26 protein-coding genes are annotated in these 21,722 nt (G+C 66.3%); 18 read left to right on the top strand and 8 right to left on the bottom strand.

Annotated features, from left to right (window positions below; all coding sequences use genetic code 11):
* Window positions 1-11: 11 nt before the first annotated feature.
* From ROH8110_RS07235 to ROH8110_RS07215, 5 genes are read left to right on the top strand one after another with little or no spacing between them, the layout of a single operon-like run.
* Window positions 12-560, top strand: coding sequence for a TRAP transporter small permease (locus ROH8110_RS07235; RefSeq protein WP_085817779.1), 549 nt, complete (start codon window positions 12-14; stop codon window positions 558-560).
* A 9-nt stretch (window positions 561-569) separates the two neighbouring features.
* Window positions 570-1,865: a TRAP transporter large permease gene (locus ROH8110_RS07230; RefSeq protein ID WP_085817115.1), complete on the top strand. Its 1,296-nt coding sequence runs from the start codon at window positions 570-572 to the stop codon at window positions 1,863-1,865.
* A gap of 8 nt (window positions 1,866-1,873) precedes the next feature.
* Window positions 1,874-2,614, top strand: coding sequence for a 5-oxoprolinase subunit B family protein (locus ROH8110_RS07225; protein ID WP_085817778.1), 741 nt, complete (start codon window positions 1,874-1,876; stop codon window positions 2,612-2,614).
* On the top strand, window positions 2,611-3,627 hold the full coding sequence (locus tag ROH8110_RS07220; RefSeq protein ID WP_085817114.1) for a 5-oxoprolinase subunit C family protein: 1,017 nt from the start codon (window positions 2,611-2,613) through the stop codon (window positions 3,625-3,627). The genes ROH8110_RS07225 and ROH8110_RS07220 overlap by 4 nt, the downstream gene beginning before the upstream one ends.
* 9 nt (window positions 3,628-3,636) lie before the next feature.
* Window positions 3,637-4,410: a LamB/YcsF family protein gene (locus tag ROH8110_RS07215; RefSeq protein WP_085817113.1), complete on the top strand. Its 774-nt coding sequence runs from the start codon at window positions 3,637-3,639 to the stop codon at window positions 4,408-4,410.
* A gap of 15 nt (window positions 4,411-4,425) precedes the next feature.
* Here ROH8110_RS07215 and rnhA read toward each other — a convergent pair whose 3' ends face one another.
* The 6 genes from rnhA to ROH8110_RS07185 form a co-directional block, all read right to left on the bottom strand.
* Complete coding sequence (gene rnhA / locus ROH8110_RS07210) at window positions 4,426-4,881, bottom strand: ribonuclease HI (protein ID WP_085817112.1); 456 nt, start codon at window positions 4,879-4,881, stop codon at window positions 4,426-4,428.
* Complete coding sequence (locus tag ROH8110_RS07205) at window positions 4,874-5,494, bottom strand: glutathione S-transferase family protein (protein ID WP_085817111.1); 621 nt, start codon at window positions 5,492-5,494, stop codon at window positions 4,874-4,876. Before ROH8110_RS07205 ends, rnhA begins: the two co-directional genes overlap by 8 nt.
* 64 nt (window positions 5,495-5,558) lie before the next feature.
* Window positions 5,559-6,011 (bottom strand): DUF3429 domain-containing protein, encoded by a 453-nt coding sequence (locus ROH8110_RS07200; protein WP_085817110.1) that lies wholly within the window; start codon window positions 6,009-6,011, stop codon window positions 5,559-5,561.
* The gene (locus ROH8110_RS07195; protein WP_085817109.1) at window positions 6,008-6,622 is read right to left on the bottom strand and encodes a LysE family translocator; all 615 of its coding nucleotides are present in this window, start codon (window positions 6,620-6,622) and stop codon (window positions 6,008-6,010) included. The genes ROH8110_RS07200 and ROH8110_RS07195 overlap by 4 nt, the downstream gene beginning before the upstream one ends.
* Window positions 6,623-6,684: 62 nt before the next feature.
* Window positions 6,685-7,638, bottom strand: a complete 954-nt coding sequence (gene ispH, locus ROH8110_RS07190) for a 4-hydroxy-3-methylbut-2-enyl diphosphate reductase (RefSeq protein WP_085817108.1) — start codon at window positions 7,636-7,638, stop codon at window positions 6,685-6,687.
* A gap of 146 nt (window positions 7,639-7,784) precedes the next feature.
* The gene (locus tag ROH8110_RS07185; RefSeq protein WP_085817107.1) at window positions 7,785-8,357 is read right to left on the bottom strand and encodes a LabA-like NYN domain-containing protein; all 573 of its coding nucleotides are present in this window, start codon (window positions 8,355-8,357) and stop codon (window positions 7,785-7,787) included.
* Window positions 8,358-8,500: 143 nt separating this feature from the next.
* Between ROH8110_RS07185 and folK the strand changes: the two genes are divergently transcribed.
* The 11 genes from folK (at window position 8,501) to rnc (ending at window position 17,550) form a co-directional block, all read left to right on the top strand.
* Window positions 8,501-9,067 (top strand): 2-amino-4-hydroxy-6-hydroxymethyldihydropteridine diphosphokinase, encoded by a 567-nt coding sequence (folK, locus tag ROH8110_RS07180; protein WP_085817106.1) that lies wholly within the window; start codon window positions 8,501-8,503, stop codon window positions 9,065-9,067.
* Between the two features lie 88 nt (window positions 9,068-9,155).
* Window positions 9,156-10,373 carry a GTP-binding protein gene (locus ROH8110_RS07175; RefSeq protein ID WP_085817105.1) on the top strand — a complete coding sequence of 406 codons (1,218 nt, stop codon included), beginning with the start codon at window positions 9,156-9,158 and terminating at the stop codon, window positions 10,371-10,373.
* A 1-nt stretch (window position 10,374) separates the two neighbouring features.
* Window positions 10,375-10,680, top strand: a complete 306-nt coding sequence (locus ROH8110_RS07170) for a DUF6525 family protein (protein ID WP_085817104.1) — start codon at window positions 10,375-10,377, stop codon at window positions 10,678-10,680.
* A gap of 80 nt (window positions 10,681-10,760) precedes the next feature.
* Entirely contained in the window at window positions 10,761-11,120 is a 360-nt protein-coding gene (gene rpoZ, locus ROH8110_RS07165) for a DNA-directed RNA polymerase subunit omega (RefSeq protein WP_085817103.1), read from the top strand.
* Window positions 11,121-11,150: 30 nt separating this feature from the next.
* Window positions 11,151-13,292 carry a RelA/SpoT family protein gene (locus tag ROH8110_RS07160; RefSeq protein ID WP_085817102.1) on the top strand — a complete coding sequence of 714 codons (2,142 nt, stop codon included), beginning with the start codon at window positions 11,151-11,153 and terminating at the stop codon, window positions 13,290-13,292.
* A 9-nt stretch (window positions 13,293-13,301) separates the two neighbouring features.
* A complete protein-coding gene (locus ROH8110_RS07155) occupies window positions 13,302-13,964 on the top strand; it encodes a DUF2062 domain-containing protein (protein ID WP_085817101.1) in 663 nt (220 codons plus the stop codon).
* Between the two features lie 41 nt (window positions 13,965-14,005).
* Window positions 14,006-14,755, top strand: coding sequence for a pyridoxine 5'-phosphate synthase (locus ROH8110_RS07150; RefSeq protein WP_085817100.1), 750 nt, complete (start codon window positions 14,006-14,008; stop codon window positions 14,753-14,755).
* Window positions 14,752-15,384 (top strand): LysE family translocator, encoded by a 633-nt coding sequence (locus ROH8110_RS07145; RefSeq protein WP_085817099.1) that lies wholly within the window; start codon window positions 14,752-14,754, stop codon window positions 15,382-15,384. Before ROH8110_RS07150 ends, ROH8110_RS07145 begins: the two co-directional genes overlap by 4 nt.
* Window positions 15,381-15,806, top strand: a complete 426-nt coding sequence (acpS, locus tag ROH8110_RS07140) for a holo-ACP synthase (protein ID WP_085817098.1) — start codon at window positions 15,381-15,383, stop codon at window positions 15,804-15,806. Before ROH8110_RS07145 ends, acpS begins: the two co-directional genes overlap by 4 nt.
* A gap of 227 nt (window positions 15,807-16,033) precedes the next feature.
* Window positions 16,034-16,870, top strand: coding sequence for a signal peptidase I (lepB, locus tag ROH8110_RS07135; protein ID WP_085817097.1), 837 nt, complete (start codon window positions 16,034-16,036; stop codon window positions 16,868-16,870).
* Window positions 16,867-17,550: a ribonuclease III gene (gene rnc, locus ROH8110_RS07130; protein ID WP_085817096.1), complete on the top strand. Its 684-nt coding sequence runs from the start codon at window positions 16,867-16,869 to the stop codon at window positions 17,548-17,550. The genes lepB and rnc overlap by 4 nt, the downstream gene beginning before the upstream one ends.
* Window positions 17,551-17,562: 12 nt before the next feature.
* Here rnc and ROH8110_RS18905 read toward each other — a convergent pair whose 3' ends face one another.
* Window positions 17,563-18,120, bottom strand: a complete 558-nt coding sequence (locus tag ROH8110_RS18905; RefSeq protein WP_245962828.1) for a thermonuclease family protein — start codon at window positions 18,118-18,120, stop codon at window positions 17,563-17,565.
* 212 nt (window positions 18,121-18,332) lie between these two features.
* Here ROH8110_RS18905 and era point away from each other — a divergent pair, with 212 nt between their 5' ends.
* Together era and ROH8110_RS07115 are read left to right on the top strand one after the other, a co-directional pair.
* Complete coding sequence (gene era / locus ROH8110_RS07120) at window positions 18,333-19,241, top strand: GTPase Era (protein ID WP_085817095.1); 909 nt, start codon at window positions 18,333-18,335, stop codon at window positions 19,239-19,241.
* Window positions 19,238-19,570 carry a DUF1491 family protein gene (locus ROH8110_RS07115; protein ID WP_085817094.1) on the top strand — a complete coding sequence of 111 codons (333 nt, stop codon included), beginning with the start codon at window positions 19,238-19,240 and terminating at the stop codon, window positions 19,568-19,570. Before era ends, ROH8110_RS07115 begins: the two co-directional genes overlap by 4 nt.
* 25 nt (window positions 19,571-19,595) lie before the next feature.
* Here ROH8110_RS07115 and ROH8110_RS07110 read toward each other — a convergent pair whose 3' ends face one another.
* Window positions 19,596-21,641 (bottom strand): VWA domain-containing protein, encoded by a 2,046-nt coding sequence (locus tag ROH8110_RS07110; RefSeq protein ID WP_085817093.1) that lies wholly within the window; start codon window positions 21,639-21,641, stop codon window positions 19,596-19,598.
* Window positions 21,642-21,722 lie beyond the last annotated feature (81 nt).

Raw genomic sequence — 21,722 nt, 5'->3', positions numbered from 1 at the left:
GGATGGATGCCATGCGGCCTGTTCTGACGTCGATCTATCGTTTCGCGGGCGGGCTTGCGGCCTGTTTCATCCTGGCCATCGTGGTGCTTGTCTTTGCGCAGGTCTGTCTGAACCTTGCCGACAAGATCGCCGCCGCGCTGACCGGGCAGGGGATCGGACTGACGATCCCGTCTTACGCCGATTTCACCGGCTTCTTCCTGGCCGCGTCGGCCTTTCTGGCGCTGGCCTATACGCTGCGCGAGGGCGGGCATATCCGGGTCACGCTGGTGGTGATGCGCCTGCCCGAGCGGGCGCGCCACATGGCCGAGATCATGGTCACTTCCATCGCGTTGGCGATGAGTGCCTTCGCGACGGTCTACATGGTCCTGCTGGTGCTGGAATCGCATGAATTCGGCGATCGCAGCGCGGGCATGGTCTCGGTGCCGCTGTGGATCGTGCAGATGCCGGTGGCGCTGGGTCTTGCGATCCTGACGCTGGCGCTGGCGGACGAAATCTACGGCCTTTTGCGCGGTTCCCGGCCCTCCTGGGCGGGGAAGGGCGAAAACCTTCTGAACGAATAGGAGACGGATATGTCCATCGCCCTGCTGTCCGTCATTCTTCTGGTGCTGCTCTTTGCCTTTCTCGGCTCGGGGCTGTGGGTCGCGTTCTCGCTCTTGGGGGTGGGGATCGCGGCGATGGCCCTGTTTACCGAGGCGCCGCTGGGCCTTGTCATGGCCACGACCCTCTGGGGGCACAGCAATTCATGGGCGCTGGCGGCGCTGCCGCTGTTCATCTGGATGGGCGAGATCCTGTTCCGCTCGCGCCTGTCGGAGGACATGTTCGCGGGGCTGTCGCCCTGGATGAACCGGCTGCCGGGGCAGCTGTTGCATGTGAATGTCTTTGCCTGCGGGATCTTCGCGGCGGTGTCGGGCTCGTCGGCGGCGACGGCGGCGACCATCGGCAAGCTGTCGATCCCGGAGCTGACACAGCGGGGCTATCCCGAGAAGATGGTGATCGGCACGCTGGCGGGGTCGGCGACGCTGGGCCTGCTCATTCCGCCCTCGATCATCCTGATCGTCTACGGCGTCGCGACCGAGCAGTCCATTGCGCGGCTGTTCGTGGCCGGGGTGTTGCCGGGGGTGCTGCTGGTGTCGCTTTTCGTGGGCTATGTCGCGCTTTGGGCGCTGGTGAACCGCAAGAGCCTGCCCGACGAGGCGCTGCATGTGGGCTTCGGCGAGAAGCTGCGCCGCTCGCGCCGGCTGTTGCCGGTGATCGCGCTCATCGCCGGGGTGATCGGGTCGATCTACACGGGCCTCGCCTCGCCTACGGATGCGGCGGCGGTGGGCGTGGTGCTGGCACTGGTCCTGTCCTGGAGCACGGGCACCCTGAGCCGCAAGAGTTTCATCGAGGGGCTGATGGGCGCGACGGTGACCTCCTGCATGATCGCCTTCATCCTGGCGGGCGCGTCCTTTCTGACGGTGGCGATGGGCTTTACCGGCATTCCGCGGATCCTGGCCGAATGGATCGGGGGCATGGAGCTTTCGACCTATACGCTGCTGGCGGCGCTGACCGTGTTCTTCGTGGTTATGGGGTGTTTCCTTGACGGGATTTCGGTGGTGGTGCTGACGGCCTCGGTGGTGATGCCGATGGTGCAGGCGGCGGGGATCGATCCGCTGTGGTTCGGGATATTCTTGGTGGTCGTGGTCGAGATGTCTCAGATCACGCCGCCGGTGGGGTTCAACCTGTTCGTGCTGCAATCGCTGACCGGGCGCGACATCCTGAGCGTGGCCGTCGCGGCGCTGCCATTCTTCGTGCTGATGGCGGTGGCGCTGGTGATCATCGTGATATTTCCCGGCATCGTGACCTATCTTCCGGGCCGGATGTGACCGGCGCGATGGAACAGGAAACGGCCAAACCCCCGATTATTCGCAGCGTCGGCGTGGACGGGATGCTGGTATCCTTCGCCGACCGGCTGAGCGAGCCGGCCAACCGCGCGGCGCTGGCCCTGAGCGCGGCGCTGGAGCGCGAGAACTGGGACGGGGTCGAGGAAGTGTCGTCGTCCCTCGTGTCGAGCTTTGTGCGGTTCGATCCGCTTCACCTGAGCCACGCGGATTTGCGCGAGAAGCTGGCGGCACTGGTCGAGGGCTGCGAGTGGCGGGCGGCGGCGCTGCCCGAGGGGCGGCGGCTCTGGCATATTCCGACGGTGTTCGGCACCGAGCTTGCGCCGCAACTGGGACAGGCGGCAGAGGCGGCGGGCATGAGCGAGGCCGAGGCGGTCAAATCGCTGTCGGAGGCACGGGTCAGGGTGCAGGCGATCGGCTTTGCGCCCGGTCAGCCTTATCTGGGCGAGTTGCCCGAGCCTTGGGACATCCCGCGCCAGAGCAGCCTGACGAAGCGCATTCCCGAAGGCGCGCTGGCGGTGGCGATCCGCCAGATGGTGCTGTTCTCTGTAAGCGCACCGACCGGCTGGCAGCATGTCGGCCAGACCGCGATCCGGCTGTTTCAGCCAGAGGCCGACCAGCCCTTTCTGCTGCGCCCCGGCGACGAGGCGCAATTCACGCCTGTGGATGCCGAGACGCTTGCCTCGATGCGCAGCGACCCCAAAGGCGGGGCCGAAAGCGAGCCGATCCGATGAGTCGCGCGCTGACCATAGGCCGGGTCGGGCCGGGCGTGACCCTTCAGGACGAGGGGCGCGCGGGCTATCTGGGGTTCGGGCTGTCGCGCGGTGGCGCGGCGGACCGGCTGGCGCTGGCCGAGGGTGCGACGCTCCTGGGACAGGGGCGCGATCTGGCGGTGCTGGAGATGGCCGGGATGGGTGGCGACTTTACCGCCGAGGACGACATGCGCATCGCCCTGACCGGCGCGCCGATGCAGGTGACGCTGGATGGCGCGGCGCTGGCATGGAATGCCAGCCACGCGATGCCGAAGGGCGCGGTGCTGTCGATCGGCGGTGCGCGAACGGGCAGCTATGGTTACCTGCATGTGGGCGGCGGTTTCGATGCGCCCAAACGGCTGGGCGCGCGCGGCGCGCATCTGGCGGCGGGTCTGGGCGCACCCCTGGAACAGGGCGCGCGGCTGGAACTGGGCGAGGACAGAGGGCGTGGAACCGGCCTGACGCTCGATCCCGGCGAACGTTTCGGGGGTGGCACGGTCCGCATCGTGGAAAGCTTTCAGACCGCGCTGTTCCCGCAGGACGAGGTGGCGCGGTTCACCGCCACCGAATTCAGGCGCGGGGCGCGCGGCAACCGGATGGGCGTGCCCCTGGAACAGGAGGGCGCGGGGTTCACCCTTGAGGGCGGGCGCAACGTGCTGTCGGATGTGGTGGTGCCGGGCGACATCCAGATGACCGGCGACGGCACGCCCTATGTGCTGCTGGCCGAGTGCCAGACCACGGGCGGGTATCCCCGGATCGGCACGGTGTTGCCCTGCGACATGCCGCGGCTGGTGCAGGCGGGGCCGGGCGCGCCCTTGCGGTTTGTCTTTGTCTCGCTGGAGGAGGCGGTGGAGCTGGAGCGCGCGGCGGCGCGCCATGTCGAGACGCTCGACAAGCGGCTGAGCCTCCTGTTGCGCGATCCCCAGCGGATGGCCGACCTGTTATCCTATGACCTGATCAGCGGCGTGAGCGCCGGAGACACACACAAGCATTGAGGTGAGACCATGGAACCGACCGTCGATCTGAACGCCGATATGGGCGAGAGCTTTGGCCCCTGGGTGATGGGCGACGATGCGGCGCTTCTGGATATCGTCACATCGGCCAATATAGCCTGCGGGGTGCATGCGGGCGATTGGGACGTGATGGCAGAGACCATGCGCAGGGCGGTGGCGGGCGATGTGGGGATCGGGGCGCATCCCGGATTTCCCGACATCCAGGGCTTTGGCCGCCGCCGGATGATCCTGCCGCATGAGAGCCTTGGCAACCTTGTGCGCTACCAGGTGGGTGCGGCGCAGGCGATGGCACGCGCCGCCGGGGGCGAGGTGCGCCATGTGAAGCTGCATGGCGCGCTGTCGAACATGACATCGCAGGACGAAGCCATGGCGCGGGCCTGCTACGAGGCGGCGCTGTCGGTTGCGCCGGATGTGATCATCATGGTGCTGGCGGGCACGAAACAGCAGGATGCGGTGCGCGATCTGGGCTGCCGGGTGGCCTGCGAGATTTTTGCCGACCGCGCCTATAATGACGATGCGACGCTGGTCGACCGCAGCCAGCCGGGCGCGGTGATCCACGATGCCGCGAAGGCGGGTGCGCGCATGGCCGAGATGGTGCGCGAGGGCGCGATCATCACCGAGAGCGGCAAGCGCATTCCGACGCGGATCGACACGATCTGCCTGCATGGCGACACGCCGACGGCGGTCTCGATTGCCGGAGAGGTGCGCCGCGCCCTGACCGAAAGCGGTGTGCGCCTCAAGCGGTTCGAGGGCGTGCCGGTCTGAAGGGCCGCGCCGTATTCAACCGGGTTTGAACGGCGCCATCCCGGCGCGTGCCAGCGCGTCGGCGCGTTCGTTTTCGGGGTGGCCGGCATGGCCCTTGACCCATTCCCATGTCACGTCGTGGCGGGCGCGGGCCGCATCGAGGCGCTGCCAGAGTTCGACATTCTTGACCGGCTTTTTCGCTGACGTCTTCCAGCCATTGCGCTTCCAGCCGTGAATCCATCCGGTGACGCCGTTCTTCACATAGGCGCTGTCGGTGACGATGGTGATCGCGCTGGGTTTCGAGAGGGCCTCGAGCGCGGCGATGGCGGCTAGAAGTTCCATCCGGTTGTTGGTGGTTTCTGCCTCGCCGCCCTGCAGTTCGCGTTCGCGCAGGACGGTGTCGCCCTCGACCGCCTGCAAGAGCGCGCCCCAGCCCCCTGGTCCCGGATTGCCCGAACAGGCGCCATCGGTATAGGCGAAAAGCTCAGGCATCCTGGAACAGCTCCACATGGCCGGGCAGGGCGTGCATCCGGGCGCACCAGGCGTTGATCGAGCCGAAGGGCGCCATGTCGAACCCGCCGCGCGACCCGGCGCTGTGGGTATAGGCGTAAAGCGCGATATCGGCGAGGCTGGGCGTATCGCCCAGCAGCCAGTCGCGCCCCTGAAGGGCCTGATCGAGCAGCGAGAGGATCGCGTTGCCCTCGTGGAGCAGGGCGGCCATGCGTTCGGGCGTGGCGTCGGGCGCGCGGTGCGCATAGCAGCGCAGCGAGGCGCGCACGGCGATGACCGGCTCGTGGCGGTTCTGCTCGAAGAACATCCAGGCCAGCATCTGCGCCTGGGCCGTGGGATCGGTGGGAATCCAGGCGCTGCCCTGGGCGAGATACCAGAGGATCGCGTTCGATTCCGACAGGATGGTGCCATCGGGCAGGTGCAGCGCGGGCAGCTTGCCCAGCGGCAGGCGGCCTTCGGCCTGCGCGCGCTCCAGTGCCTCGGAGGCGGCCTCGCAGGGGATGTGGCGATAGGGGCGTCCCAGCAGGGATAGCAGCAGCCGCACCTTGTAGCTATTGCCCGAGGAGGGCATTGAATAGAGCGTGAGATCGGTCATGGCGTTCCTGATGCAGGCTGGATGGGAGGCTGTCAATCGGTGTGGCGGGGCGGGTGCAGCGGGGTCAGAAGAACACGCCGATTCCAAGGCATGTCACCACCACCGCGGTCAGCGGCAGGCGCAGGGCCATCCACCATTCGGGTGCAGCGCCATGATACCAGAACAGCCAGTCGAGCCCCAGAATGCCGATGAACCCCATCATCAGCGAGACCCCCGAGCCGGTCGGCCCGCCCCCCGTCATGAAGAACGCCCAGAGCGCGGGCAGAACGGCGAGCCCATAGCCGGTTGCGGCCTGTGCACCCTTGAGCCGCGTCGCAAAGCCCCAGAGCGCCCCCGACATGAAGCTGAGGATCACCGCGCCGTAGAACAGCATGACGTATGGCCCGACGAAGCGCCCGCCGAGGGTCTGGCTGGTCCAGATGCCGAGATCGGGGATGAGCACCGTCAGCGCCCCCCAGACAAATGGGATCAGCCCGGCAAGGCCAAGCAGCAAGGGGGCGCGGGGGATGGTCGTCATGCGGCTTTCTCCAGTGCGAGGCGTGCCGCCAGCGCGCCGAATATCGCGGCGAAGCTGCGATTGAGCCAGCGCATCGCGCGCGCCGAGGACAGGAGCCGGTCACGCATGGCAGCGGCGAAGCTGCCATAGATCGCGAAGACGGCGAAGGTCAGCCCCATGAAGATCGCGCCAAGGCCCATCATTTCGGCGGCGGCGGTGGCGGGATTGCCGGAAAGGAATGGCGGCAGCAGCGCGAGGAAGAAGATCGAGAGCTTGGGATTGAGGATGTTGATCAGCGCGCCGCGCCGGGCGATGGCAAGTCCGGGTTCGGGGCGTGCTTCGGGGCGAAGGCTGAGCGCGCCGTCGGATCTGAGCGCCTGCCATGCCAGCCAGAGCAGATAGGCCACGCCGGCGAATTTCACGACCTGAAACAGCAGCGCCGACATATGCAGCAGCGTCGCCAGCCCCAGCACCGCCGCCAGCAGGGCCGGGACGATGCCGAGCGTGCAGCCAAGCGCCGCCATGAGCGCGGCGCTCCGCCCCTGCCCGAGCCCGATGGCCAGCGTGTAGATGACGCCCGTTCCGGGCGCGATGACCACCACGAGGGCGGTGATGAGAAACTGAAGGCTCATGCGCCCCCCTTTCGTGAGACCGTTCAAGAGGGGCCACAGCCGCGCGGGGCTGTCAAGCCGCGTCAGGCGGTTTCGCGCATCACGCGGGGCACCTTGAACTCGACATTCTCCTGCGCGGTCTCGACCAGTTCGATGGTCACGTCATAGCGGTCGCGGAAGGCGTCGATCACTTCGTTCACCAGCACCTCTGGGGCGCTGGCCCCGGCGGTGATGCCGATCGATGCGATGCCATCGAGTGCGCGCCAGTCGATGTCGCCCGCGCGTTGCACAAGCTGAGAATAGCCGCACCCCGCCTTGGCGCCGACTTCGACGAGGCGGCGGGAGTTCGACGAGTTGGGCGCGCCCACCACCAGCATCGCGTCCGCATGAGGCGCCATCGCCTTGACCGCCTCCTGACGGTTGGTGGTGGCGTAGCAGATGTCTTCCTTGTGGGGGCCTTTGATGGAGGGGAAACGCGCCCTCAGGGCGGCAACGATATCGGCGGTGTCGTCGATCGACAGGGTCGTCTGGGTGACGAAGGCCAGCCGCTCGGGGTCGCGCACATCGAGGGCGGGCACGTCTGACGGGGTTTCCACAAGCAGAACCTCGCCGTCGGGCAGTTGCCCCATCGTGCCGATCGTCTCGGGATGACCGGCATGGCCGATCATGACGATCTGGAGCCCATTCTCGTGGTGGCGCTCGGCCTCGATATGGACCTTGGAAACCAGCGGGCAGGTCGCGTCCACATAGAGCATCTGGCGGTTGGCGGCCTCGGCGGGGACGGATTTGGGGACGCCGTGGGCGGAAAAGATGACGGGGCGGTCATCGGGGCATTCATCGAGTTCCTCGACGAATACCGCCCCCTTGGCGCGCAGGTCATCGACGACGAACTTGTTGTGAACGATCTCGTGACGCACATAGACCGGCGCGCCCCATTTCTGAAGCGCCAGTTCGACGATCTTGATGGCGCGATCCACGCCCGCGCAAAAGCCGCGCGGCGCCGCAAGGTATAGCGTGAGCGGGGGTCTGGTGGTCATGGCGGTCTCCTGTCTGGCCCAGACCTAAGGTCAAGGGCGCAGCACGTCCAGAGGCGATCGGGAGAAAGCCGGGTCGTGAAGCTGCAAACCCCGCGATGCGGAGCATGGCGGGGTTTGCGCTGTGACGTTGTCGGTATTGGCCGGGCTCAGTCTTCTTGTTCGAAGACGTCCTCGCGGCTGTTCGTCGACTCGCGCGGCGGGCGGCCGATCACGTCCTTGAGATCCTCGAGTTCGATGAAATTATCGGCCTGACGGCGCAGGTCGTCGGCGATCATCGGCGGCTGGCTGCGGATGGTCGAGACCACCGACACGCGCACGCCCTGACGTTGCAGGCTTTCGACCAGCGGACGGAAATCGCCATCACCCGAGAACAGCACGATATGGTCGATCCGGGGCGCAAGTTCCATCGCGTCCACGGTCAGCTCGATATCCATGTTGCCCTTGACCTTTCGCCGGCCCTGGCTGTCGGTGTATTCCTTGGCGGGTTTTGTCACCATGGAGAAACCGTTATAATTCAGCCAATCGACCAGCGGGCGGATCGGCGAATATTCGTCATTCTCCAGCATCGCGGTATAGTAGAAGGCACGCAACAATTTGCCACGGCGCATGAACTCGGCGCGTAGCAGTTTATAATCGATGTCGAACCCAAGCGCCTTTGCCGCCGCATATAGGTTGGAACCATCGATGAACAGCGCAAGCCGTTCGTCCTTGTAGAACATACACAAAATCCTTCCGGTTTATCGTCTCCGCCCCTGAAATTTACTAAGTGAGTGGGTCGAACCGGGCCGAAGATAGCTGGCGAAACTAGGCGTTGTGACGAGATAAGCAATAGTGTTTACACATCCATAAGGATAGGTTGGTGATGTTTTTTGACAAATCCCATCTGGTCGCATTGGGCGGAAACATGCCTTCTGCAAAAGGTGAATCGGTTGAGACTCTGCGTGCGGCGCTGGATCGGATTGCATCCAGCGGTTGTGAATTGCTGGCGGTCAGCCGGTTCTATCGCACGCCCTGTTTTCCGCCCGGTGCCGGCCCCGATTACGTCAATGCCGCGGCGAGGATCGCCTGTGACGCTGCGCCCGAAGCGGTCTTGAACCTGCTGCACCGGGTCGAGGCCGAATTCGGGCGCGAACGCGTGAAACGCTGGGGGCAGAGGACGCTGGACCTGGACCTGATCGGGGCGGGCGATGCGGTGCTGCCGGATGCTGCCACCTATCAGGCCTGGCATGACCTTGCGCCCGATGCGCAGCAGAGCGAGGCCCCGGATCGCCTGATCCTGCCGCATCCGCGGATGCACGAGCGCGCCTTCGTGCTGGTGCCGCTGGCCGATGTGGCGCCGGAGTGGCGCCACCCGGTGCTGGGGCGAACGGTGGTCGAGATGCGCGACGCCTTGCCCGACGACGCATTGTCGGAGGTGGTGGCGCTTTAGCCTCAAGATGGCGGGTTGCATTCGGCTGGGCAGTGGTTGTAATAGTATAACATCACATCTGTTACCGACCGATCACAGGAGCCCCAATATGCCGCAACCGGACCGCCGCCTGCCAGTCACCGTGCTTTCGGGTTTTCTGGGCGCGGGCAAGACCACGCTGCTCAACAATGTTCTGAACAATCGCGAGGGCCGCCGCGTGGCGGTGATCGTGAATGACATGTCCGAGGTGAATATCGATGCCGACCTGGTGCGCGAGGGCGGTGCCGACCTGAGCCAGACCGAGGAAACCCTTGTCGAAATGACCAATGGCTGCATCTGCTGCACCCTGCGCGACGATCTCTTGCAGGAGGTGCGCCGCCTCTCGGAAGAGGGGCGTTTCGATTACCTGCTGGTCGAGTCGACAGGCATCGCCGAGCCGCTGCCGGTTGCGGCGACATTCGAGTTCCGCGACGAGGCGGGCGAGAGTCTGTCGGATGTGGCGCGGCTCGATACGATGGTGACGGTGGTCGATGCGGTGAACCTGCTGGAGAATTACTCCAGCCATGATTTCCTGAGTGACCGCGGCGAAGTGGCGGGTGACGCGGATGACCGCACGCTTGTCGACCTGCTGGTCGACCAGATCGAGTTCGCCGATGTCGTCGTCCTGAACAAGGTCACCGATGCCGGGCGAGAGCGGCTGGACGCGGCCCGCAAGGTGGTGCGCAGTCTCAATGCCGATGCGCGCATCATCGAGACCGATTTCGCCGAGGTCGCGGCCGGGGAGGTCCTCGATACCGGCCTGTTCGACTTTGACAAGGCGCATGACCATCCGCTCTGGGCCAAGGAGCTTTACGGCTTTGCCGACCATGTGCCGGAAACCGAGGAATACGGTGTGGGCTCCTTTGTCTATCGCGCGCGCCGGCCGTTCGACCCTGAGCGCCTGCATGCGGTGCTGAACGGGCCGCTGCCCGGCGTGATCCGCGCCAAGGGGCATTTCTGGCTGGCGACGCGGCCTGACTGGGTGGCCGAGTTCAGTCTTGCCGGGGCCTTGTCGCGGGTGGCGCCGCTGGGCACCTGGTGGGCGACGATCCCGTCGGAGCGCTGGCCCGATCACCCGCAGGCGCGGCAGTATCTTGAACGTCACTGGCAGGAGCCGTTCGGCGACCGGCGTCAGGAGCTGGTCTTTATCGGGACCGGCATGGACCGCGCCGCGATCACCGCCGCGCTGGATGCGGCGCTGACCGGCCCCGAGGCCCGGTTCGCGCCCGAGGAACTTGCCGGGCTCAGCGATCCGTTCCCGGCGTGGCGGCGGCCAGCGGCGGCCTGAGATGGCGCGCAACTGCCGCACCGGCCTGCCGATGCGCCGCCGCCCGTCGGGCGACCCGATGGCCGAATACGACCGCCTGCCGCGCGCGGCGCGCCGCTGGCTCGCAGAGGCGACGCTGCCGTGGTCGGCGCGCTCGGTCAGGCGCGTCTGGCAGCGGGCGCTCGAGCGCAGCGGCGGCGACGAGGCGGCGGCGCTGGCCGGCCTCGAACAGGCCGAGGCGGCGCGGTTGCGGCGCGAGGCGATGCACCTTGCCGGGGCGGCGGACGGGAACTGCGCGGGCCTTGGCCCACAGGCGCGGCGGGGCTGATTCTCTGCTTGTAAATCCGGTTGCGAGGTCTTAGATAGGCGGTCTCTTGCAAGACGACTTACGACTTATCCGGAGGTCCCATGGCCCGCGTTACCACTGAAGATTGTGTCGACAAGGTTCCCAACCGATTTGAGCTGGTGATGCTGGCTGCGCATCGCGCACGCGAAGTGGCCGCTGGCGCGCCGATCACGGTCGATCGCGACAACGACAAGAACCCCGTCGTCGCCCTGCGCGAGATCGCAGAGGAAACCCAGTCGGCGGATGAGCTGCGCGAGCGTCTGATCGAATCGAACCAGACCCAGATCGAGGTGGACGAACCCGAAGAGGATTCGATGGCCCTGTTGATGGGTGGCGGCGAGCCGGACAAACCGGCGGCCGATGATGACATGTCCGAGGAAAAGCTGCTGCGTGCGCTGATGGAAGCGCAGGGCCAGGGCTGAGCCGGACCAGATACCGGAGATGCGGACGGCATGATTGCGGTTGACGACCTTGTCGCGCTGGTCCGCACCTACAACCCCAAAACCGATGAGGCGCTGATCCGCGCGGCCTATGATTACGGCCGCGCGATGCATGAGGGCCAGGTGCGCCATTCGGGCGAGCCCTATTTCACCCACCCGGTTGCCGTGGCCGCGATTCTGGCCGAGCAACGGCTGGACGACGCCACCATCGTCACCGCCCTTTTGCATGACACGATCGAGGACACCCGCGCCTCTTATGACGGGGTGGCCAAGCGGTTCGGCGACGAGGTTGCCGACCTGGTCGACGGCGTCACCAAGCTGACCAATCTGCAGCTGTCCAACTCCGAGACCAAGCAGGCCGAGAATTTTCGCAAGCTGTTCATGGCCATGTCCAAGGACCTGCGGGTGATCTTGGTCAAGCTGGCGGACCGCCTGCACAACATGCGCACGATCCGCGCGATGCGCCCCGAGAAACAGGGCCAGAAGGCGCGCGAGACGATGGATATCTTCGCGCCGCTGGCCGGGCGCATGGGGATGCAATGGATGCGCGAAGAGCTGGAGGACCTGGCGTTTCGCGTGCTCAACCCCGATGCGCGGGCCTCGATCATCCGCCGGTTCATCACCTTGCAGCGTGAAACCGGTGATGTGGTCGAGCGCATCACCGGCGACATGCGCCTTGAGTTGGACAAGGCCGGCATCGAGGCCGAGGTCTTCGGGCGCGCCAAGAAGCCCTATTCGATCTGGCGCAAGATGCAGGAAAAGGAGATGGGCTTTTCCCGTCTCTCGGATATCTACGGCTTTCGCGTGATCGCGCATCGCGAAGAGGATTGCTATGCGGCGCTGGGCGCGATCCACCGCCGCTGGCGCGCGGTTCCGGGGCGGTTCAAGGATTACATCAGCCAGCCCAAGTCGAACGGCTATCGCTCGATTCACACCACGGTTTCGGGGCGCGACGGCAAGCGGGTCGAGGTGCAGATCCGCACCCGCCAGATGCATGACGTGGCCGAGGCCGGCGTCGCCGCGCATTGGTCCTATCGCGACGGTGTGCGGGTCGGGAACCCGTTTGCGGTGGACCCGGCGAAGTGGATTTCAAGCCTGACCGAACAATTCGACGCCGAGGAGGATCACGAGGATTTCCTCGAGGCGGTCAAGCTGGAGATGTATGCGGACAAGGTGTTCTGCTTTACCCCCAAGGGGGACGTGGTCAAGCTGCCGCGCGGGGCGACCCCGATCGATTTCGCCTATGCGATCCACACCCGGATCGGCAACGCCACGGTGGGCGCCAAGGTGGACGGGATGCGGGTGCCGCTCTGGACCCGGATCAAGAACGGCCAGTCGGTCGAGGTGATTACCGCCGACGGTCAGACCCCGCAGGCGACATGGCTGGACATCGCCACCACCGGCAAGGCCCGCGCCGCCGTGCGCCGCGCCCTGCGCGAACTGGATCGGGGCCGTTTCATCAAGCTGGGCCGCGAACTGGCGCGCTCGGCCTTTGAGCATGTGGGCAAGAAGGCGACCGACAAGGCGCTGGAGAGTGCGGCGCGCACCCTGCGCCTGAAAACGCGCGAGGAGGTTCTGGCGCGGCTCGGAAGCGCCGAACTGACCGCGCATCAGGTGCTGAACGCCGTTTATCCGGACCTGGTGCCCGATGCGGGCGAGGAAGTGGGCCGCGAGCGCGCGGTGATCGGCCTCTCGCCCGACCAGAGCTTTGAGCGGGCGCGCTGCTGTCAGCCCCTGCCGGGCGAAAGGATCGTAGGCATCACCTATCGCGGGCGCGGCGTGGTGGTGCATGCCATCGACTGCGAATCACTGTCGGCCTATGACGACCAGCCGCAACGATGGCTGGACCTGCATTGGCACTCGGGAACCCATCCGGCGGCCTATGATGTGACGCTGGATATCACGATTGGCAACGACGCGGGTGTGCTTGGCCGCATTTGCACATTGATCGGAGAGCAGAAGGCCAATATCTCGGACCTGACTTTCGTTGACCGCAAGCCGGACTTCTTCCGGCTGTTCGTCGATGTCGAGTTGCGCGACGCGGAGCATCTGCATGGCGTGATTTCGGTGCTCGATGCGGAAAGCGACGTAGCTTCGGTGGAGCGGCTCCGGAACCCGCCCGGCACCGGGGCCACGACACAGATTGAACCCTAGGAGCCCGACGTGGTCTTCAAGCGCCGTGACAGACGACCGATCTGGCAGGCCGTCGCCGACTTTTTCTGGCCGCGCGGCGGCTGGACCCGCGCGGCGCGCTATGTGAAGCACCGTCTGCACCGTCTGCCCGATCCGCCGCATCGCATCGCAAGGGGCATCTTTGCCGGTGTCATGGTGACGTTTTCGCCGCTCTTCGGGTTTCATTTCCTTCTGGCGGCAGGCGCGGCCTGGGTGATGCGGGGCAATATCCTGGCCGCATTGCTGGCGACCTTTGTCGGCAATCCGCTGACCTTCGTGCCGATCGGCGTCGTGTCGTTGCAGCTGGGGCATTTCCTGATGGGCCGACATGCTCCCTTCGGTCACGAGGTGCAGCGGTCGCTTGGCGGCAAGTTCGTGGATGCCGGGCGCGATCTTCAGCACAATATCTGGTCGATCTTTACGGGCGAGAGCGCCGACTGGAGCCATCTGACGCTGTTTTATGACGAGGTGTTCCTGCCCTATCTCGTGGGCGGGATCGTCGCCGGGCTGATTGCCGGGACCATCGCCTATTACCTCGCGCTGCCGGTGATCCAGGCCTACCAGAACCGCCGCAAGGGCGCGCTCAAGGCCAAGTGGGCCGCGATCCGCGAAAAGGCCGCGCAAAAGGCTGACGCCAAGAAGAAACAGGACTAGGTTGGGCCGCGACTCGGCGGGATGAGGAAAGGGCGTCTGACATGGCATCTGGCGAAAAGTTGCGGCTTGGGGTGAATATCGACCATGTGGCGACCGTGCGCAACGCGCGCGGCAGCGCCTATCCCGACCCGCTGAGGGCGGCGAAACTGGCCGAGGCGGCCGGCGCGGACGGCATCACCGCGCATCTGCGCGAAGACCGCCGCCATATCAGCGACGCGGATATCGAGCGGCTGGTCCAGGGGCTTGAGCGGCCGTTGAATTTCGAGATGGCCGCGACCGGCGAGATGCAGGCGATCGCCCTGCGCCACAAGCCCCACGCGGTCTGCATCGTTCCCGAAAAGCGCGAAGAGCGCACCACCGAGGGCGGGCTGGACGTGGCGGGGGATGACAACCGGCTGGCGGACTTCATCGCCCCGCTCAGCGCGGCGGGCTGCCGGGTGTCGCTGTTCATCGGCCATGAGCCCCGCCAGATCGAGGCGGCGGCGCGGATCGGCGCGGCGGTGGTCGAATTGCATACCGGCGCCTATTGCGACTTTCACGCCGAGGGCGAGACCGAAAAGCGCGATGCCGAGCTGGAGGCGCTGAAGGCGGGTGCGAAACTGGCGCAAGGTCTGGGGCTTGAGGTGCATGCAGGGCACGGGCTGACCTTTGACACGGTGGCGCCGATTGCCGCCATTCCCGAGCTGGTCGAGCTCAATATCGGCCATTTCCTGATTGCCGAGGCGATTTTCGACGGGCTTGGCCCGGCGATCACGCGGATGCGCGAATTGATGGATGCGGCGCGCGCATGACCTGGGCGGAGACCGGACTGGTGCTTGCGGCGTGGCTCGTGGCGGCGGGTAGTCCCGGCCCGGCGACACTGGCGATTTCGGCCACCTCGATGGGCAGCGGGCGCGCCGCCGGGCTGGCATTGGCGCTGGGCGTGGCCTGCGGTTCGGCGACCTGGGGTGTGGCGGCGGCGCTGGGGATGAGCGCGGTGATGCTGGCCCATGCCTGGGTCTTCGAGGTCGTGCGGCTGGCGGGGGCGGTCTATCTCATCTGGCTGGCCTTGAAGAGCCTGCGCCGGGTGCTGCGCCCGGTCACGCGACGCGGCGCCGAGCCTGCGCAGGGGCAGTTGTTCCTGCGCGGGATGCTGTTGCACCTGACCAATCCCAAGGCGATCCTGGCCTGGGGCGCGATCTATGCGCTGGTCTTGCCGGGTGGGGCCGGGGCGCAAACGGGCGCCGGGGCGGCGCATGTCTGGCAATGGTTCGCGATGCTGTTGGGCCTGTCGGTCACGATCTTCGTGGGCTATGCGATGCTGTTCTCGATCGGTCGGGTGGCAAGGGGCTATGCCCGCGCGCAAAGGGCGTTCGACGCGGTCTTTGCAGTGCTGTTCGGGGCGGCGGGGGTGAAGCTGTTGACGATGAGGCTGGAATGATCCTGGGGATCGGCACGGACCTTGCCAATATCGACCGGATCGCGGCCACGCTGGAACGCTTCGGCGACAGGTTCCGCGACCGCGTCTTCACCGAGACCGAGCAGCGCAAGGCCGAGCGGCGGCGCGACGTGGCGGGCACCTATGCCAAGCGCTGGGCGGCGAAGGAGGCCTGTTCAAAGGCGCTGGGCACGGGGCTGCGCATGGGCATTGCCTGGAAGGACATGTCGGTCAGCAACATCGAGACCGGCCAGCCGCGGATGCATGTCACCGGCTGGGCCGCCGAGCGCCTGGCCAAGATGACGCCGCCGGGGTATGTGGCGGTCATTCATGTCACCCTGACCGACGATCACCCCTGGGCGCAGGCCTTTGTGTTGATCGAGGCGCTCCCGGCAGGGGCCGAATCTGCACAAGTCGCTGATTAAACTCAAAAATCGGCTTCGGCATTGCATCGGCGTCACGTCGGTATCGCGTCGGTGCCGCGCACCGTTCCGGCGAGGGTGAACACAGCGCGCGGTGGGGGCGGCGCCGCGACCCTGTCCGGGGGCGATGCGCCGCGCATGGCCGAGTGGCCGTGCAAGCGGTGTGCTTACCTTGACTCCCCGTGCGGCGCGCCGCATGTAGCGCGCGAACCCAAACACCGGAGGGCCTCATGGCCAGCGAAGCCAAAAAACCGAGCACGATCTGGGAGACGGTCAAGACGGTCTTCTGGGCGCTTGTGATCGCGGGGATCTTCCGCACCATCTTTTTCCAGCCGTTCTGGATTCCTTCGGGGTCGATGAAGGACACGCTGCTGATCGGCGATTTCCTGTTCGTCAACAAGATGGCCTATGGTTATTCCTACGCCTCCTGCCCGACGATCCGCATCGCGAGCCTCGGCATCGACATCGACGCCAAGGACATCTGCGGATTCATGGATGGCGACAACACCCGCATCCTGGGCAGCGAGCCCGAGCGCGGCGATATCATCGTGTTCCGCCATCCGGTGCAGGGAACCGATTTCATCAAGCGCCTGATCGGCCTGCCCGGCGACACCGTGCAGATGCGCGAGGGCCGGCTTTACATCAATGGCGAGGCGGTCGAGGTGGAACCGGCGGGCACCTTTGAAGAGACCTTCGAGCAGCAAGGGCCGATCCGGGTCCGCCCGCGGTGCGAGAACGGCGTGGTCGGCGAGGGCGCGACCTGCACCAAGTCGCGTTTCCGCGAGACCCTGCCCAATGGCGAATCGCATTCGATCCTCAATATCGGCACGCAGCGCGCGGATGATACCGGGCTCTTCACCGTGCCCGAGGGGCATTATTTCTTCATGGGCGACAACCGTGACAATTCCACCGACTCGCGCTTTCCGCAGGCGGTGGGCGGTGTGGGCTTCGTGCCTTACGAAAACCTGATCGGACGCGCGGGGCGGGTGCTGTTCTCGTCGGCGGGCCGGTCGATGCTGTTCTTCTGGACATGGCGCGGCGATCGCTTTTTCGAGAAGCTGGAATGAAACTGTCGGGCGAACTGAAAGCCTTCGAGGGGCGGCTGGGGCACAGGTTTTCCCAGCCTGCGCTTCTGGTGCGTGCGGTGACGCATTCCTCGATGGTGTCGCCGACACGGGACGACAACCAGCGGCTGGAGTTCCTCGGTGACAGGGTGCTTGGCCTGGTGATGGCCGAGGCCCTGCTGGAACGTGACAGGATGGCCGAGGAAGGGCTGCTGGCGCCGCGTTTCAACGCGCTGGTGCGCAAGGAGACCTGCGCAGATGTCGCGCGCGAGATCGGCCTGGGTGACGTGCTCAAGCTGGGCCGCTCGGAGATGCTGTCCGGCGGGCGGCGCAAGCAGGCGCTTCTGGGCGACGCGATGGAGGCGGTGATCGCCGCCGTTTACCGCGATGCGGGGTTCGAGGCGGCCAAGGCGCTGGTGCTGCGGCTGTGGGGACAGCGCATCGACAGCGTCGAGGAAGACGCCCGCGACGCCAAGACCGCGCTTCAGGAATGGGCGCAGGCGCGTGCGCTGCCGCCCCCCGATTACGTTGAAACGGCGCGCACGGGTCCAGACCACGCGCCGCGGTTCACCATCGAGGTCCGGCTTGCCATCGGCGAGACCGAAAGCGCGACGGCGGGATCGAAGCGGCAGGCCGAACAGGCCGCCGCCAAGGCGCTTCTCACACGGCTCGAGGCGGGCTGAAAGGCCAGGACGTCACGCCGGTGGCATGCGACCTTTCTGACGGGCATTCGCGCGCCACAGTTTGCGGCGTGCGTCTGGTGGTTCAAGATGCCTGTAGGCGCCGCCCGAGAATTTGGGCCAGTCCAGCGCGAGGCCGAGCTTGACCAGTTCCGCTGCAAGGTCGCGCCCGTCGGGCAGGTGGCAGCTGGCCACCACGCGCCCGTAAGACAGCTCGTCGCGGATATGCGCGGTGATGACCTGACCGCGACACATTCCGACAAGCGCCCATTTCGATTTCTGGCCCCAGGGGTGATCGAGTTCCGGCGCGTCGATCCCGGCGATCCGAATACGCACCTTTCCGATCACGATCGTATCGCCGTCGATCACATGGCATTTGCCCTTGAGGACAGCGTGATCGTGCGACGTGCGCGCGCGCTCGATCACGGTGACCGCGGCGGCCTCGTAATGGACACGGCGCGGCGGCGGTTTCTGACGCTGGCGTTCGGCAGGGCTGCGCGGCCGGTCGCGCGGCACAGGGGGATGGCGTGGGGCCGAAAAGAAGGCCCGGATAACAAATCTCAGGATACCCAACAGTCTCTCGCTCTTGCACTCGTCCTGGATGGTTCACACTGGCATATCCTGTAATCATGGCAAAATTCGGCAGGTTGGAAAGGGTCCATTCGTCGCGGCATGACCAGCCGGTGTCTCTGGCCGCGTCGCGCGGGCTGGCCGATGGTTCAAGATGTCTGGCGGTGGCTGGCGGAATAGGTTAGGTCTCTGCCGCTGCAACACAGGATCGTTTCATGACCACGCGCGCCGGTTTCATTGCCCTGATCGGGGAGCCCAATGCGGGCAAGTCCACGCTGCTCAACCGCATGGTGGGCGCGAAGGTCAGTATCGTCACCCACAAGGTGCAGACCACCCGCGCCCGCATTCGCGGGGTTGCGATGGAGGGCGAAAGCCAGTTGGTCTTTGTCGATACGCCGGGGCTTTTCTTGCCGCGCCGCAGGCTGGACCGGGCGATGGTGGCGGCCGCCTGGGGCGGGGCGGCGGATGCCGATGTGGTGGTGTTGCTGGTCGAGGCGCATCGCGGGATCACCGAAGGGGTCGAGCGTATCCTTGCGGGGCTTGAGGACATGGGCAAGGGGCGCTGTGTCGCGCTGGCGATCAACAAGATCGACCGGGTGCAGTCGGAGGCCCTGCTGGGGCTGACCGAGGCGCTGAATGCGCGGTTCGATTTTGCCCAGACCTTCATGATCTCGGCCGAAAAGGGATACGGTGTCGAAGATCTGCGGCGCTGGCTGGCGGAGCAGATGCCCGAGGGGCCGTGGCTGTATCCCGAGGATCAGATCGCCGATCTGCCCATGCGCATGATCGCCGCCGAAATCACCCGCGAGAAGCTGACGCTGCGCCTGCACCAGGAGCTGCCCTATCAGCTGACCGTGGAAACCGAATCCTGGGAAGAGCGCGAGGACGGATCGGCGCGGATCGACCAGATCATCTATGTGGCGCGCGACGGTCACAAGGGGATCATCCTTGGCAAGAAGGGCGAGACGATCAAGGCCGTCTCGAAGGCCGCGCGCGAAGAGCTGGAAGAGTTCCTCGGGCGCAGGGTGCATCTGTTCTGCCAGATCAAGGTGCGGCCCGGCTGGCTGGAGGAGGCGGCGCGCTATTCCGAGATGGGGCTCGATTTCAAGGACGGCAACGGGTGACACGGCTGACGGCGGCATTCTGGGTGCACGCCTACCTGGCGCGGCTGCGGCTCAGGGATATCCCCGCCTTCGTCACCGCGCATGGCGATGACACCGCGGGTGCGGTCCTGGTCAAGCTCAACACCCTTGACGGGCAGGCGCGGGCCTTTCAGCGCTCCTTCGACCTGATGAGCGGAGAACGCCGCTGGGTTGTCCTGGCCGAGGGCGCGGAACAGGAGGTGGATGCCGCGATCACCCGCCAGCGCGGCTTCGACCCCGATCTCTGGGTGATCGAGGTCGAGGACCGGGACGGGCGGCATCTGCTCGATGAGGACGGTCTGAGCAGTTGAGCGCGGGCGCGCCGACGCGCGCGGCCTATTCCACCACCAGCACCTTGCGCGCCAGAACCGACTGGTTCGTGACATCTAGGAAACGAAGCTCGTAGCTGCCCGGCTCGTCGGGCAGGGTGATGCTGAGCGGCGGCGGGCCGTCCACCTTGGTCGCCGAGAGCCAGGTGAAGATCGCCTGATCGGCGCGCGCCAGCGTGATACGCTGATCGGCGCTGGTGGAATCGACGCTCCAGCCGACCTCGATCTGTGACCCGGCCGCGGCGCTGTCGGGCGCCGAGAGGCTGGCGCCCGAGCTGAGCGGCGCATCGGCGGCGAGGATCTCGACGGTGTGGCGGGCCATGACCCTGCGCCCTTCGTTGAGCATGTAGCGCAGTTCATAGAGGCCGGGCTGGTCGGGCGCGGTGATGTCGTGGCTGGAGCCGTCGCGGACACGGAAATACTCGGCGTGGTCGCCGTCCGGCGTGCCCATGGGGACGAGGGTGATGTAATCCTGCGGATGCACCGCGCCGGCCCACTCGACGCGCAATGCATCACCGGCGCGCAGCTTGTCCTGCGCGGAGAGCGTGACCTCGGGGGCGGTGATCTCGATGGGCTGGGAGGCCATGGTGCGCTTGCCCTCGTCGAGGACGTAGCGGATTTCATACATGCCGGTATCGGCGGGGGCCTGGAGGTTGCCCTCCGCGGCGTCGCGCACGCGGGTGTAGTCGCCGTGGCTGCCCTCGTCCGCGCCCATCGGGACGATGGTGACGTAGTCCTGCCCATGCACCGCGCCGGTCCAGGCGACCGTGAAGGACGACCCCGCAAGGGCGGATTCGGGGCCGCTGACGGTGACCTCGGGGGCGGTGATCTCGATGGGTTGGGAGGCCATGGTGCGCTTGCCCTCGTCGAGCACGTAGCGGATTTCATACATGCCGGTATCGGCGGGGGCCTGGAGGTTGCCCTCGGCGGCGTCGCGCACGCGGGTGTAGTCGCCGTGGCTGCCCTCGTCCGCGCCCATCGGGACGATGGTGATGTAGTCCTGCCCATGCACCGCGCCGGTCCAGGCGACCGGGATGGTGGACCCCGCAAGGGCGGTTTCGGGGCCGCTGACGGTGACCTGAGGTTCGGTGATTTCGATGGGGGTGGAGCCGAGCACCTTGCCGCCCTTGGACGTCATGTAGCGCAGCTCGTAAAGACCGGTGTCGGCGGGGGCGCGAAAGTCGGCTTCGCTCTTGTCGCGCACGCGCACGTAGCCGGCGTAGTCGCCCTCGGGCGTGCCGACCGGGACGATGGTGACATAATCGCCGGGATCGAGGGTCGGGTCCCAGCCGATGCGGAAGGACGAACCGGCAAGCGCGCTGTCGGGCGCGGTCAGGGTGACGGCCGGCAATTCGGGTTCCGGTTCGGGTACGGGTTCGGGTTCCGGCGCGGCGGCGACAGCGGTGCTGATCGCGCCAAGGGCGCGGCCCAGTTCATCCGCATTGGCGGCCTGGATATACTGCCCGCCCGTCCGTTCGGCGATGCAGGAGAGCGAACCGCTGTCCTGATCGGCGCCAAGCCCGAAGCCCACCACATGGGCGGTGAAGGCGACCCCGCGGCTTTCCAATGTGTCAGCCAGTGCGCAGGGATCGCGCTCGCAGCTTTCGAGGCCGTCCGATATCAGCACCACGGTGGCGGGTGTGTCGGTATAGGAGAGTTCGGTCGCGGCCTGCTCGATGGCGTCCGTCAGGGGGGTCTTGCCGGTTGGGGTGATGGCGTTGATGCGATCGAGGATCGCCGCGCGTGTATCCGCGCCGGGTGCCACGAGGGTTTCGATATCGCTGCAATCACCGCGCTGGCGGTGGCCATAGGCCATGAGCCCGACCTTGCGATCCTCGGTCCAGTCGCCCAGCAGGTTTTCCATGACGCCGCGGGCGATCTCGATCTTGGCGGTCCCGTCGATCTGCCCCCACATCGAGTTCGAGCCGTCAAACACCACCATGACGTTTTCGTCGGCGGCCTGTGCGGTGCCGGTCAGCCCGAGGGAAAGGGCGGCGGCGAGGCTCAGTGCAGCGGAACGCAGGGCGGAGACGCGGCTTTTGGCGTAGGACATGCGGAAAATCCCTCGGTTCTGAAAATGAATTGCGGCGAGTGAAGCACGAATCGTTTTGCCTTGCCAAGCGTCGCGCGGGCC

The sequence above is a fragment of the Roseovarius halotolerans genome, from assembly GCF_900172255.1.
GTDB classification, from domain to species: Bacteria; Pseudomonadota; Alphaproteobacteria; order Rhodobacterales; family Rhodobacteraceae; genus Roseovarius; species Roseovarius halotolerans.
Note: the sequence above shows the minus strand (reverse complement) of the source record. Positions and strands in the feature narration are given on the sequence as shown.

Excerpts from the sequence above, each read along its gene's own strand:
- ROH8110_RS07235 (WP_085817779.1), top strand. The coding sequence starts at position 12 with ATGCGGCCTGTTCTGACGTCGATCTATCGTTTCGCGGGCGGGCTTGCG.
- ROH8110_RS07230 (WP_085817115.1), top strand. The coding sequence starts at position 570 with ATGTCCATCGCCCTGCTGTCCGTCATTCTTCTGGTGCTGCTCTTTGCC.
- ROH8110_RS07225 (WP_085817778.1), top strand. The coding sequence starts at position 1,874 with ATGGAACAGGAAACGGCCAAACCCCCGATTATTCGCAGCGTCGGCGTG.
- ROH8110_RS07220 (WP_085817114.1), top strand. The coding sequence starts at position 2,611 with ATGAGTCGCGCGCTGACCATAGGCCGGGTCGGGCCGGGCGTGACCCTT.
- ROH8110_RS07215 (WP_085817113.1), top strand. The coding sequence starts at position 3,637 with ATGGAACCGACCGTCGATCTGAACGCCGATATGGGCGAGAGCTTTGGC.
- rnhA (WP_085817112.1), bottom strand. The coding sequence starts at position 4,881 with ATGCCTGAGCTTTTCGCCTATACCGATGGCGCCTGTTCGGGCAATCCG.
- ROH8110_RS07205 (WP_085817111.1), bottom strand. The coding sequence starts at position 5,494 with ATGACCGATCTCACGCTCTATTCAATGCCCTCCTCGGGCAATAGCTAC.
- ROH8110_RS07200 (WP_085817110.1), bottom strand. The coding sequence starts at position 6,011 with ATGACGACCATCCCCCGCGCCCCCTTGCTGCTTGGCCTTGCCGGGCTG.
- ROH8110_RS07195 (WP_085817109.1), bottom strand. The coding sequence starts at position 6,622 with ATGAGCCTTCAGTTTCTCATCACCGCCCTCGTGGTGGTCATCGCGCCC.
- ispH (WP_085817108.1), bottom strand. The coding sequence starts at position 7,638 with ATGACCACCAGACCCCCGCTCACGCTATACCTTGCGGCGCCGCGCGGC.
- ROH8110_RS07185 (WP_085817107.1), bottom strand. The coding sequence starts at position 8,357 with ATGTTCTACAAGGACGAACGGCTTGCGCTGTTCATCGATGGTTCCAAC.
- folK (WP_085817106.1), top strand. The coding sequence starts at position 8,501 with ATGTTTTTTGACAAATCCCATCTGGTCGCATTGGGCGGAAACATGCCT.
- ROH8110_RS07175 (WP_085817105.1), top strand. The coding sequence starts at position 9,156 with ATGCCGCAACCGGACCGCCGCCTGCCAGTCACCGTGCTTTCGGGTTTT.
- ROH8110_RS07170 (WP_085817104.1), top strand. The coding sequence starts at position 10,375 with ATGGCGCGCAACTGCCGCACCGGCCTGCCGATGCGCCGCCGCCCGTCG.
- rpoZ (WP_085817103.1), top strand. The coding sequence starts at position 10,761 with ATGGCCCGCGTTACCACTGAAGATTGTGTCGACAAGGTTCCCAACCGA.
- ROH8110_RS07160 (WP_085817102.1), top strand. The coding sequence starts at position 11,151 with ATGATTGCGGTTGACGACCTTGTCGCGCTGGTCCGCACCTACAACCCC.
- ROH8110_RS07150 (WP_085817100.1), top strand. The coding sequence starts at position 14,006 with ATGGCATCTGGCGAAAAGTTGCGGCTTGGGGTGAATATCGACCATGTG.
- ROH8110_RS07145 (WP_085817099.1), top strand. The coding sequence starts at position 14,752 with ATGACCTGGGCGGAGACCGGACTGGTGCTTGCGGCGTGGCTCGTGGCG.
- acpS (WP_085817098.1), top strand. The coding sequence starts at position 15,381 with ATGATCCTGGGGATCGGCACGGACCTTGCCAATATCGACCGGATCGCG.
- lepB (WP_085817097.1), top strand. The coding sequence starts at position 16,034 with ATGGCCAGCGAAGCCAAAAAACCGAGCACGATCTGGGAGACGGTCAAG.
- rnc (WP_085817096.1), top strand. The coding sequence starts at position 16,867 with ATGAAACTGTCGGGCGAACTGAAAGCCTTCGAGGGGCGGCTGGGGCAC.
- era (WP_085817095.1), top strand. The coding sequence starts at position 18,333 with ATGACCACGCGCGCCGGTTTCATTGCCCTGATCGGGGAGCCCAATGCG.
- ROH8110_RS07110 (WP_085817093.1), bottom strand. The coding sequence starts at position 21,641 with ATGTCCTACGCCAAAAGCCGCGTCTCCGCCCTGCGTTCCGCTGCACTG.